Annotated in this window: 10 protein-coding genes; 1 reads left to right on the top strand and 9 read right to left on the bottom strand. The window is 62.4% G+C overall.

Annotation, left to right across the window (positions count from 1 at the left end; genetic code table 11):
- Positions 1-39: 39 nt before the first annotated feature.
- The 8 genes from ACFIQF_RS09185 to ACFIQF_RS09220 all read right to left on the bottom strand — a co-directional run bounded on the left by ACFIQF_RS09185 (position 40) and on the right by ACFIQF_RS09220 (position 7,311).
- Positions 40-1,017 (bottom strand): threonine dehydratase, encoded by a 978-nt coding sequence (locus ACFIQF_RS09185; protein WP_393942137.1) that lies wholly within the window; start codon positions 1,015-1,017, stop codon positions 40-42.
- Positions 1,018-1,042: 25 nt separating this feature from the next.
- Entirely contained in the window at positions 1,043-1,732 is a 690-nt protein-coding gene (locus tag ACFIQF_RS09190) for a VOC family protein (RefSeq protein ID WP_393942139.1), read from the bottom strand.
- Entirely contained in the window at positions 1,729-2,664 is a 936-nt protein-coding gene (locus ACFIQF_RS09195; protein ID WP_393942140.1) for a PhzF family phenazine biosynthesis protein, read from the bottom strand. Before ACFIQF_RS09195 ends, ACFIQF_RS09190 begins: the two co-directional genes overlap by 4 nt.
- Positions 2,665-2,695: 31 nt before the next feature.
- Positions 2,696-3,571 (bottom strand): PhzF family phenazine biosynthesis protein, encoded by an 876-nt coding sequence (locus ACFIQF_RS09200; protein WP_393942141.1) that lies wholly within the window; start codon positions 3,569-3,571, stop codon positions 2,696-2,698.
- Positions 3,572-3,622: 51 nt separating this feature from the next.
- Positions 3,623-4,264 (bottom strand): glutathione S-transferase family protein, encoded by a 642-nt coding sequence (locus tag ACFIQF_RS09205; RefSeq protein ID WP_393942143.1) that lies wholly within the window; start codon positions 4,262-4,264, stop codon positions 3,623-3,625.
- A 154-nt stretch (positions 4,265-4,418) separates the two neighbouring features.
- The gene (locus ACFIQF_RS09210; protein WP_393942144.1) at positions 4,419-5,606 is read right to left on the bottom strand and encodes an aminotransferase-like domain-containing protein; all 1,188 of its coding nucleotides are present in this window, start codon (positions 5,604-5,606) and stop codon (positions 4,419-4,421) included.
- Positions 5,607-5,732: 126 nt separating this feature from the next.
- Positions 5,733-6,680 (bottom strand): DMT family transporter, encoded by a 948-nt coding sequence (locus ACFIQF_RS09215; protein WP_393942146.1) that lies wholly within the window; start codon positions 6,678-6,680, stop codon positions 5,733-5,735.
- 34 nt (positions 6,681-6,714) lie between these two features.
- A complete protein-coding gene (locus ACFIQF_RS09220) occupies positions 6,715-7,311 on the bottom strand; it encodes a LysE family translocator (RefSeq protein WP_393942148.1) in 597 nt (198 codons plus the stop codon).
- Positions 7,312-7,506: 195 nt separating this feature from the next.
- Here ACFIQF_RS09220 and ACFIQF_RS09225 point away from each other — a divergent pair, with 195 nt between their 5' ends.
- Positions 7,507-8,979 (top strand): aminotransferase-like domain-containing protein, encoded by a 1,473-nt coding sequence (locus ACFIQF_RS09225; RefSeq protein ID WP_393942150.1) that lies wholly within the window; start codon positions 7,507-7,509, stop codon positions 8,977-8,979.
- 74 nt (positions 8,980-9,053) lie between these two features.
- Here the strand turns inward: ACFIQF_RS09225 and ACFIQF_RS09230 are convergent, their stop codons facing one another.
- Positions 9,054-10,994 (bottom strand): ATP-binding cassette domain-containing protein, encoded by a 1,941-nt coding sequence (locus tag ACFIQF_RS09230; RefSeq protein ID WP_393942151.1) that lies wholly within the window; start codon positions 10,992-10,994, stop codon positions 9,054-9,056.
- Between the last annotated feature and the right edge of the window lie 377 nt (positions 10,995-11,371).

Raw genomic sequence — 11,371 nt, forward strand, 5'->3', positions numbered from 1 at the left:
AAGCTTCGATTGTTGCACAGCCCCGGCTTGGGCAGCGCGTCAGCCGCCTCGGGCTTGCAAGACCTGGGCGAACACCGCCGCGTCGACATTGCCGCCCGTCAGCGCCAAACCCACGGCTTGGCCAGCGATGTGCGCCTTCTCCTGCAAAGCAGCTGCCAGCGCTGCCGCCCCTGCGCCTTCGGCGACATTGTGGGTATCGCTGAACAATAGCTGCATGGCTTTTGTGACTTCTTCGTCGCTGACCGCCACGATGCGGTCCAGGTGCTGGCGCAGGATGGACAGGGCCTGCGGATCGGCACGGCGCACGGCCATGCCGTCGGCGATCTGGGTGGAGACGGCAGCTTCCACCACCTGGCCGGCGGCGATTGAGTCGCGGTAGGTAGTGGCCAGCGTGCTGACCACGCCGACAATGCGCACCGGGTGCTGCAAAGCCAGTTTGGCCGCCACGGCGGCGCAAGCGCCGGAGCCCAGGCCAATGGGCACATAGGCGGTTTGCATGTGCGGCACGGCGCGCAAAAACTCCCACCAATAAGTGCTGACGCCGCTGACCAGATCGGGGTGAAAACTGGGCACCATATGCGCGCCGCGCTCTTTGGCCAGGGCAATGGCATGTTCGCGTGCGGCCTGAAAATCCTCGCCGTGTTCCACTAATTGCGCACCCAAAGAACGCATGGCGGCGTTCTTTTCCACCGAGTTGCCATGCGGTACGACGATGGTGGCGCGCACGCCGTGGCGCCGCGCTGCCCAGGCAATGCTTTGGCCGTGGTTGCCGCGTGTGGCGCTGATCACCTCGGCCGGCAAGGCATTGCGTGCGGCCATCTGGGCAAAGTAAGTCAGTCCGCCGCGGATCTTGAATGCGCCTACCGGCGTGTGGTTCTCGTGCTTGAGCCAGCATTCGGCGCCCACCCGTTCGCTGAGCAGTTGCCAGCGGTACTGGGGCGTGGCCTGAAATTCTTCGTAGACCACGAGTGAGGCCGCTTGGATCTCGGTCAGGCTGGGCAGGGCGGGGTGTTGCATGAAAATTCCTGTGTCGGTAGATGGCTTACGCCAGGCTGCGCAGCTCAACAATCCCCTTAGGGGTTTGCAGTTGAGCCTTGAGGGAAGGGGTGGCGCTGTAGCTCACATGCACCGCTGCTTTTGCAGGCAGACCCAAATTGCGCAAAGCGCCTGCCAGCGTTTCGCTTTGCGGGTGCTGCAGCTCCAACTTAAGCAACTGCACGCCGTGGTCCTGCATGCTGGTTTCGGGGTGGATGGCGCCCCAGTGGATCAGAGTGGGCAGGCAGCCGTCGAGCAAGCGCTGGCCGTCGCTGCGCAGGCCGATTTGCCATTCCAGCAAGCCGCGTGGAGTTTGGCGGCTGGCGGCCTGTGGCTGGCCCGCCATCAGGCCCAGCGCATGGAGCGCTTGTGTGCTGGCACCGATATCGGGGACACGCGCCACCCAGTGAATGAGCTGTGGACCGTGGTTTTCCACTGTGTTGCGCAGGGCGGCATGGTCCATGTCGAACCAGCGCTGGCTGGCGGGCGCCTGGCCGGCAGGGTCGATGGCGATGATTTCCAGGTAGCTGTTGGAGAAAGCGGCGCTGCTGGTGCGCAGCAAGCGGTTGTGCGTGCCCATGAAGGCGTGCTGGCCGCCAGCGTCAGGTGTTACGCCGAGGGTCGCTTCGCACCATTGCACGCCTTCGTCCAGGCTGTGGGCCATCACCACCAGATGGTCGAGCTGGGCCGGGTTCATAGCCGTACCGTGCCGTTGATGCAGTTGCTCACCTGGCCGCCCACCCAGACTTGGCCGCTGGCATCCTGGCTGATGTTGACGCTGCCAGAGCGGTCCAGGTTGACGCCTTGGCTGGCCAGGTACGGCGCCTGGATTTGGCCTTCGGCCAGCAGCCACTGTGCCAGGCTGGCGTTCAGGCTGCCGGTGATCGGGTCTTCCGACAGGCTGGTGCCGGTGTTGAACCAGACGCGCACTTCCACGTCGGGATCGGCGCTGGCTCCGTCATGGGTGTTGCTGGCAAATGCGCGTGCCTCGCGGCTGGCGCGGCCGATCAAGGCTTTGCCCGCTTGCGGGTAGATGGCTGCCACGGCCAGTTCTAAGCCCAGGGCGTGCAACGCGGCTGCATTGGGCTGCAGGCCGAATACCGTGTCTGCGTCGTCCAGCAGCAAGGTCCAGAACAGCGGGCCGTTGTTCAGTTTTTGGCTGGCGATTACTTGCTGGGCCTGCAAGCCCGCAGCCTGCAAAACCGGGGCCAGCTCTTCGTTGCTGATGGCGCTGCGGCTGAGCGCTGGCGCGGCAAACGCCAGGCGCCCGGTTTGCGCATCCACGCGCAGCGGCACCAGGCCTTTGGCGCATTCCTGCACCACCGTGCCGGCCTGTTTGGCTTGGCCGCCTGCGGCCAGCCAGGCGTGGCAACTGCCAAGGGTGGGGTGGCCAGCAAATGGCAGCTCGCCGCCTGGTGTGAAGATGCGGACGCGGTAGTCTGCCCCCGCCGCTGAGCCGGCTTCACTAGGAGGCAGCAAGAAGGTGGTTTCGGACAGATTGGTCCAGCGCGCAAAAGCCTGCATGGCCTCGTCGCTCAGGTCTTCGCCATCCAGCACCACGGCCAGCGGGTTGCCCTGGTAAGCGGTTTCGGAAAAAACATCGACTTGCATGAAGGCGCGTGCGCGCATAAGAACTCCTTGGGAATGGGGTTGGATTTGTTTAAAGCGTGACCAGGCCGTCGAGCACGCCATGCACCTGGCCTTGCACCCACAACTGGCCTTGGTCGTCGGTGTACAAACGCATGCGGCCGGCACGCTGAATGGCTGTGCCCTGGTGTACGCGGTAGGGCAGCTGGGCTTGGCCGGTGGCGCTCAACCATTGGGCCAGGCTGGCATTCAGGCTGCCGGTGGCGGCGTCTTCGGCAATGCCGTGGGCAGTGAGGGTGATGCCGCGCACTTCCAGCACCGGTTCTGCATGCGGCGTAGGCGTGTGCCAGGCGCAAAGCCCGGCTTTGACGCCCAGGCGTTGCAGTGCCTCGGCATTGGGCAGGGCCCGTGGCAGCACATCGGCCTTGCGCATGAGCAAGCCCATCCAGCGCGAGCCGTTGTCCAGCCATTGCGCGGCAAGCAGATCGGCGGTCTGCAATTGCAACGCATCCAATACTTCGGCTTGCAGTGGCTCGGGGACTTCGCTGCGTTGCAAAGGTGGTGCAGCAAAGGCCAGGCCCGGGTTGTCGTTGCCAGTGGCGCGGGCAATGCGGATTAAACCCTTTGCGCACTCTTGCACGACCACGCTGTTTTGTTGGGCGCTGCCGCCTGCGTTCAGCCAGGCCTGGCATGTGCCAAGCGTCGGGTGGCCGGCAAAGGCCAGCTCGCCGGCAGGCGTGAAGATGCGCACGCGGTAGTCTGCGCCGCGGGCTGCGGCATCTGCCGTGGGTGGCAGCACGAAAGTGGTTTCGGACAGATTGGTCCAGCGCGCAAAGGCTTGCATGTCGGCGTCGCTGAGGCCTTCGCCGTCCAGCACCACAGCCAAGGCATTGCCTTGCAGGGCTTGTTCGGCAAACACATCCATTTGCATGAAGCGGCGTTGGCGCATGGCTGAATCCTTGCTGATCTTCTGATGGGTTTGTAGCGGGTATTGCGTTGCTTATTCCACACGCAGGTCCAGCACGCCACGCGCTGCAGGCCGTGCTTGCAGCGCAGCGAACCAGCGTTCGATGTGCGGGTAGCCTGGGCGCTGGTAGTCAGCGCCGGGAAGGCCCCACCAGCGGTGGATTTCGCAACCTAGCGGAATATCGGCCATGCCGAAGGCATTGCCTTGCACAAAGCGGTGTTGCGCCAAGTGCTGTTCCAGCAATTGCAACTGCGCTTGCATGGCGGTGATGGATGCAGCAATCTTGCCGCTGTCGCGCTGCTCAGGCGCAGTGCGAACCAGTTGAATGAAAGCATCGCGGCCTGCCGGGTTCATGCTGGTTTGTTGCCAATCCATCCAGCGCTCGGCATCAAAACGCTGGGACAGTGCGGCTGGGTAGAGCACGCCGGGCGAGTAGCGGGCACACAGGTAGCGCACGATCACGTTCGATTCGAACAGCGTCACCTGGAAAGCGTCTTCGCCGTCCTCGATGGCGGGAACCAGGGCGTTGGGATTGCGGGCCAGGAACTCTGGCGTCTGCGTGCCGCCGAATTTGCCGCCAGCGTCTATGCGTTCAAACGCCAGGCCCAATTCTTGGGCGGCCCAGACGACTTTGCGAACATTGATGGAGGTGATGCGGCCCCAGATTTTCAGCATGGATGGCTTTCGTAGTGCAGGGCTGCGAGCCTGGGGCTGGCAGCGCTTGCCGGGTTGCGGGTAAAGAAAGCCCGCCGCAACTGGAAGAGGTTTCTGGCAGTCAGGGCGGGCGGTGGCAAGGCGGCTCTCCGCCTTGCCAGCAAGCACAGTGTGCTTACTTTTGTGCCAGCGTTGCGCGCACGGTGTCGGCGAGTGCTTTGATGGCGGTGCGGATCTGTTCTTCAGACGCAGTGACGTAAGACAGGCGCATGGTGCGGTTGTCCGGCCCGTCGGCATAAAAGGCGGCGCCGGGCACATAGGCCACGTTGCGCTCCACTGCGGCGGGCAGCATTTTCACGGTGTCCACGCCTTCGGGCATGCGCAGCCACAGGAACATGCCGCCAGCGGGCTTGGTCCACTGCACATCCAGATCGGCAAAATTCTCTTGCAAGGCGGCCAGCATGGCATCGCGCTGTTTTTTGTACAGAGCGCGGATGGTGGGCACATGGCGGTCTAGGAAGCCGTTCTTGATCACCTCGGCCACCATGCGCTGGTTGAAGGTAGGCGTGTGCAGATCGGCCGCCTGTTTGGCTTGCAGCAGCTTGGGATAGACCGCTTTGGGTGCCACGATGTAGCCCAGGCGCAGGCCGGGGGCAAGCACTTTGGAGAAAGAGCCCAGGTACAGGCCGCCTTCGGGGTTGCGGGCGGTCAGCGGCGCGGCAGGCTCTTCGTCGTACCACAGGTCGCCATACGGGTTGTCTTCTAAAAAGGGGACGCCCAGTTGGGCCAGTTTGTCGACCACAGCCTGGCGGCGCGCCTCGTCCATGGTGCGGCCGGTGGGGTTCTGAAAGTTGGGCAGCAAGTAGATCAGGCGTGCCTTGTCGGCACCTTCGCCCACCTTGCGGTCCAAGTCGGCGGGGATCACGCCGTGCTCGTCGCTCTCCACGCTCACCACCTTGGGTTGCTGGGGCGAGAAGGCCTGCAGTGCGCCCAGGTAGGTGGGCGTTTCCACCAGCAGGCGGCTGCCTTCGTCCAGGAAAATCTTGCCCACCAGATCGAGGCCTTGCTGCGAGCCGGTGGTGATCAGCACCTGGTCGGCGCTGATCTCCCAGGGCAGTTGCTGGGCGATGAACTCACGCAGCGGGCCGTAGCCTTCGCTGGCCGCGTACTGCAGCGACGAAGCGCCGTCTTGCGACAACACCTTGTCTGCCGCTTGCTTGAAAGCGTCGATCGGGAAGGTCTTGGGGGAAGGCAGGCCACCGGCCAGGCTGATGATGCCGGGCTTTTCGGTCACTTTCAGGATCTCGCGGATCACCGAAGGGTTCATGGTGGAGGCACGTTTTGCCAAGGTCCAGTTACTCATTTTTTCCTCGTCTTGATGTGTGGCTGGCGCCGCACATATCCAAATGCAGGTGCTGAATACAGCTTTTTCTTCAAGGTGGCGGCTGCCGGGCGTCTGGGGTTGCGCACGGCGGGCGGCAGCGGCCGGCTAGCTTGTGGCTGGCGTGTTGATCTTCATTTTCCGCCCAAGTGCGACGGTGGCGATGATGGCCAGACCAAATCCCAGACTGACAACGTCAAGTGATTCGCCCAGCAGCGGAATGGCAACCAGCATGGCCAAAATGGGTTGCACCAGCTGGATCTGGCTGACCCGTACCGTGCCGCCCAGCGCCAAACCCTGGTACCAGGCGAAAAAGCCCAGCCACATGGAGAACAGCGATACATAGCCCAGCGCGCCCCAGGCACTCAGCGGCAGGGGCTGCGCTGGCCAGCTCAGCCAGGTGAGCGGCAGCGTGATGGGCAGCACCATCACCAAGGCCCAGCAAATCACGTGCGCTGGCTTCATTTGCTGCGACAGCCGGGCGCCAAAAGCGTAGCCCAGCGCGGCCAGCGCGATGGCGGCAAACAGCAAACCATCGGCCGGGTGAATGCTCAGGCTCTGCCCGCCCGATTGGTAAACCGCAAACCCCACCACCATGGCAGCGCCCAGTACAGCGCAGGTCCAGAAGCCGGCGCTGGGGCGCTGGCGGGCCAGCAAGGCGCCGGCGGCAGCGGTGGCCAGAGGCAGCAAACCCGTGATCACAGCCGCGTGCGTGGCCGATACATAGCGCATGGCCAGCGATGTCAGCAAGGGAAAACCAAACACCACACCCAAGGAGGTCAGTGCCAGCAACCACCATTGCTTGCGCGTTGGCCATGGCGCACTCTGCCACCACAGCAGCAGCGCCGACAGCACACCGGCAACGGCGGCACGCGCCATGGCGACGAACAGGCCGGACATCAGCGGCGCATCGGGCGTGCCCACGGCAACCCGCGTCATCGGCAAGGTGAGCGAGAACACCGCTACGCCCAGCAAGCCCAGCCACATGCCTTTGCGCTCTTGCGCGGCGGCAGAGACGGATGGCGCTAGCGGTGGGGTGGAGGAGAGGGCGGTCATGGTGTTCAGTCAAAAAAATGCAGAGTGGGGAGAATCAGGCTTTGACCATCCAGATGGCGGTCAGCACCAGCACGAGGGCCATCAGACGGTTGAACCAGAGCAGGCGTTGGCCTTGGGCTAGCCAACTGCGCAGCATGGCGCCGATCGAGGCGTAAAGAAAGTTGCTGGAGAAGGCGAAGAACAGCATCACCGGCACCACGATGGCGAGGCGGGCCAGCTGGTCTTCAAAGCCCACCACCCAGCCCGCCACAATGGCCAGAGCCAGCAACCAGGCTTTTACGTTGACAAACTGCAGCCCCACGCCTTGCCAAAAACCGATCAGGCTGCTGCTGCGGGCTTCGGCCAGCTTGCCGCTGCCCGACAGCTTGTAGGCCAGCCACACCAGGTAGGCAATGCCCAGCGCTTTGATGGCGGTCTTCATCACTGGCGCGGCCATGACCAGCGCGCCCACGCCACTGGCACACAGCAGCAGCAATGCGCACCAGCCCACGGGCACGCCCCAGACAAAGCGCATGGTGGGCTTGAGCCCCCAGTTGGCGCCCATGGTGGCGGCCATGGTGGTATTGGGGCCGGGCGTAAAGCTCATCGCCGTGGCCAATACCAGAAAGGCAGTGAATTCGACAGCAGTCATTGTGGTGGTCATGTGGGCGGTTACAGGTCTGCAAAGCCGCCATTGTGGCGAGGCCAATGCTGCTTGGGCATCGCTGCCGCGACAGCGCTTGCGCTGGGCAGAGCCAAGCGTTACTATAGTCAAATGACCAATACAGTAGCAGTACAGATGTGCGATCAAACATGCAAACTGTATTGGTGAAACCATTGATACACCATGCTGACCCGAGACGCCACCCAAACCCTGACTGAACAACTGGCCGAGCGCTTTGCTGAACGCATTCGCTCGCGTTTGCTGCCGGCGGGCACGCGTTTGCCATCGGTGCGCGCCTGCGCGGCGCAGCAAGGCGTCAGCCCGCATACGGTGGTGGCCGCCTACGATTTACTGCAGGCCCAAGGCTTGGTGGAGTCACGCCGCCAGCGCGGTTTTTATGTGCGCGACTATGTGGCCAAAGCGGTAGCAGAGCCGAGCGGCGAAGCGCTCGCGGCGATCAAAAGCCGAACGCTGAAAGACGCAGTGTCGCTGTCCATGCCGGCGGCCTCGGCGCGCATCAATGCCACATCGCTGATCCGCGGCATGATGCACAAGGCCACGCACCCGCAGCCGGGCGCAGGCATGTTTCCTCCCAACTGGTTGCAAAACCAGTTCATGACCTCGGCCCTGCGCAAAGTGGTGGCGTCAGAAGAGCTGCACACCATGTCTTGGGGCTATGGCGTGCCGATGGGCGACGAGCTGTTGCGCGAGCTGCTGGCTGGCAAACTCAAGGCGCTGGGTTTGCCGGTGGCCAGCGACCAGGTGATGACCACAGTGGGCGCTACGCAAGGGCTGGATATTGTCAGCCGCAGCCTGCTCAAAGCGGGTGACGCCGTCATGGTGGAAGAGCCAGGTTGGTCCGTTGAATTTGCACGCTTGGCGGCGCTGGGGATGCGGGTTCTGCCGGTGCCGCGTGGCGTGGATGGGCCGGATTTGGCTGTCATGCGCCAATACTGCGAAACCCACGCGCCCAAGCTGTATGTGAGCGTGAGCGTGTTGCATAACCCCACCAGCCAGAATCTGCATCCGGCGGCTGCGCATCAGGTGTTGCAGTTGGCGCAGGAGTTCAACTTTTATGTGGTGGAAGACGACACCTACAGCCACATCGCCCCCGAGCATGCCACACGCCTGACGGTGTTGGACAGCCTGCAGCGCACCATCTACGTCAGCGGCTTCGCCAAAATTCTGGCGCCCAATTGGCGCGTGGGCTACATGGCTTCGCCCCCCGATCTGGTGGACCGCATGCTCGACACCAAGCTCTTATCCACCCTCACCAGCCCGGCAATGACCGAGCGCGCCATGGCGCTGTGCATAGAAAACGGCCAGCTGCGCCGCCACATTGAGCGCGTGCGCAGCCACCTGATAATCGCGCGCAAACACAGCGTGCAACTGGCGCAGCAGGCCGGCTGCCAGTTTGTGACCGAGCCGGCGGGCATGTTTGGTTGGGTAGATACCGGCATGGACACCGAAGTGCTGGCGCAGCGCATGCTGGACGAAAACTACCTCATCGCCCCCGGCAGCCTGTTCTATGCCAGCCGCCAGCCTTCAACGCTCATGCGCATCAACTACGCTTGCACGCAAGACGCCAGCTTCTGGAACGTCTACCGCCGGGTTCGGGCTGAGTTTGCGCAGACGGATGAAGTTGCTGCGGTGTAGGGGGCTGGCAAAACAAAAGCTACTGGCGCTTTATAAAACGCCAGCAGCTTGTTCGAAACCATCGGGGCGTTGATTTAACTCGCCAGCTCTTCCATGCGCATCAAAGCTTCCAGCAATTCTTCTTCAATAGCTGCATCGCGCTGCTGCAAGCTGACGGCTCGCTCGTAATTGCTGTTGTAGAGGCTGCCATCGGCCAGCTCGGTCTGAATGGTTTTTTGCTCGGCCTCCAGGGCTTCAATACGGCCAGGAAGTTGGTCCAGCTCGCGCTGGTCTTTGTAGCTCAGCTTGCGCTTGGGAGCGGCAGCGGCGGCTGGAGCGCTGGCCGGTGCTGGCGTGGGCGCAACGGGCGCGGCTTTGCTTTCTTTGGCTGCTTTGTTGGCTTGCTGTTCGGCAATCTCGCGTGCACGGCGCGATTGTGTTAACCAGTCTTGCACCGAGCCCTCGTACTCGCGCCAATGTCCATCACCCTCGGCCGCGATGATGCTGGTCACCACGTTGTCCAAAAAGGTACGGTCGTGGCTGACGAGGAAGACTGTGCCGTCGTACTGCTGCAGCAAGTCTTCCAGCAGATCCAGGGTGTCGATATCCAGATCGTTGGTGGGCTCGTCCAGCACCAGCACATTGGCGGGGCGGGCAAACAAGCGGGCCAGCAGCAGGCGATTGCGCTCGCCGCCAGACAGTGAGCGCACGGGCGAGTTGGCGCGCGCCGGCGAGAAGAGAAAATCGCCCAGATAGCTCTTCACGTGCTTGCGCTGGTTGCCAATCTCGATCCACTCGCTGCCGGGGCTGATGAAATCTTCCAGCGTGGCGTCCAGGTCAATTGCGTCACGCATCTGGTCAAAATACGCGACGGTGATATTGGTGCCCTGGCGCACTGTGCCCCAAGGGCTGTTGCCGGGCTCGGGTGCCGGGGCATCAGCGGGCGCGGGGTCGGGCTGCAGTTGGCCGAGAATGAGCTTGAGCAGGGTTGTCTTACCAGCGCCGTTGGGACCCAGCAGGCCAATTTTGTCGCCGCGCAAGATGGAGGCGCTGAAATCGCGCACTATCTGGCGCTCACCAAAGGCCTTGCTCACATGGGTTAGCTCGGCCACGAGCTTGCCGCTCTTGTCGCCGCTGCTCACGTCCATCTTGACGCTGCCTTGTGCGGTACGGCGGGCGGCGTGCTCGGCACGCAATTCTTTCAAGCGCACAATACGGGCGGTGGCGCGGGTACGGCGGGCTTCAACACCCTTGCGGATCCAGATTTCTTCCTGGGCCAGCAGTTTGTCGGCCTTGGCGTTGATGACTGCTTCTTGCGCCAACTGTTCCGCCTTGTTGGTGACATAGGCGGCGAAGTTGCCGGGGTAGGACATCAGCTGGCCACGATCCAACTCCACAATGCGGGTTGCCACGTTGTCCAAGAAAGATCGGTCGTGGGTGATCAGAATGATGGAGCCCTTGAACTCGCGCAGCAGGCCTTCGAGCCAGACTATGGAATCCAGATCCAAGTGGTTGGTGGGCTCATCTAAGAAAAGTACATCTGGTTGCGCCACCAGAGCCTGCGCCAAAGCCACGCGTTTGCGCACGCCACCAGACAAGGTGCCCACAATCGCGTCGCCTTTTAAATGCAGACGCTGCAAGGTTTCTTCGACGCGCTGCTCCAGGTTCCAGGCGTCGTGCGCTTCAATGAACGACTGCAGCGCATCCAGGTCTTCGCCGTCGGCCGCCGCAAAATAGCGCTCACGCACCGCCACAATCTCGGCCACGCCATCCAGCACCGCTTGCGCAATGGTGTGTTCGGGGTTCAGGTTGGGCTCTTGGGCCACATAGGCAATGCGGGTGCCGGTTTGCACCTGCACGCTGCCGTCATCGGGCTTTTCCATCCCCGCCAAAATCTTGAGCAGCGAGGACTTGCCCGCGCCGTTGCGGCCAATCAGGCCAACGCGCTCTTGCGTTTCCAGCGAAAACTCTGCGTGATCGAGCAAAGCAACATGGCCGAAGGCCAGCTGCGCATCTAATAAGGTAATCAATGCCATGTTGGGGTCTATTATCCAGGGCTGGTGAAGGCGTTTACTGGCAAGGTGTACTTGCCAGCGTCCGCTGGCGCAGCAGCCGGTGCGCTGTCATGAGCAGGTCATGTGGTTCCGGTTCAATCTGAAATTTTTTGCCAACTTGCGCCGCCCCCGGGAAAACTCCTATACAATTGCGTTCATCGACAGCACGACGCCTTGCAAAGCTGCCAGACACAAATGGTGGTGAGCGAGGCTTGATTTTTTGGTGGTTGCGAGATGTGTGAAGCAAGCGATTGCGAAAACAACTTCTTCGAAGCTAAAAATTCTGTGCTACAATACAAGGCTTCGCTGATTGCAGCGGGTTGAATCTGAAGGTTGAGAGATCTTTGGGTTGGTCTTTA

The sequence above is a fragment of the Comamonas trifloxystrobinivorans genome, assembly GCF_043359985.1.
In the GTDB taxonomy this organism is placed as follows: domain Bacteria; phylum Pseudomonadota; class Gammaproteobacteria; order Burkholderiales; family Burkholderiaceae_C; genus Comamonas; species Comamonas trifloxystrobinivorans.

Excerpts from the sequence above, each read along its gene's own strand:
- ACFIQF_RS09185 (WP_393942137.1), bottom strand. The coding sequence starts at position 1,017 with ATGCAACACCCCGCCCTGCCCAGCCTGACCGAGATCCAAGCGGCCTCA.
- ACFIQF_RS09190 (WP_393942139.1), bottom strand. The coding sequence starts at position 1,732 with ATGAACCCGGCCCAGCTCGACCATCTGGTGGTGATGGCCCACAGCCTG.
- ACFIQF_RS09195 (WP_393942140.1), bottom strand. The coding sequence starts at position 2,664 with ATGCGCGCACGCGCCTTCATGCAAGTCGATGTTTTTTCCGAAACCGCT.
- ACFIQF_RS09200 (WP_393942141.1), bottom strand. The coding sequence starts at position 3,571 with ATGCGCCAACGCCGCTTCATGCAAATGGATGTGTTTGCCGAACAAGCC.
- ACFIQF_RS09205 (WP_393942143.1), bottom strand. The coding sequence starts at position 4,264 with ATGCTGAAAATCTGGGGCCGCATCACCTCCATCAATGTTCGCAAAGTC.
- ACFIQF_RS09210 (WP_393942144.1), bottom strand. The coding sequence starts at position 5,606 with ATGAGTAACTGGACCTTGGCAAAACGTGCCTCCACCATGAACCCTTCG.
- ACFIQF_RS09215 (WP_393942146.1), bottom strand. The coding sequence starts at position 6,680 with ATGACCGCCCTCTCCTCCACCCCACCGCTAGCGCCATCCGTCTCTGCC.
- ACFIQF_RS09220 (WP_393942148.1), bottom strand. The coding sequence starts at position 7,311 with ATGACTGCTGTCGAATTCACTGCCTTTCTGGTATTGGCCACGGCGATG.
- ACFIQF_RS09225 (WP_393942150.1), top strand. The coding sequence starts at position 7,507 with ATGCTGACCCGAGACGCCACCCAAACCCTGACTGAACAACTGGCCGAG.
- ACFIQF_RS09230 (WP_393942151.1), bottom strand. The coding sequence starts at position 10,994 with ATGGCATTGATTACCTTATTAGATGCGCAGCTGGCCTTCGGCCATGTT.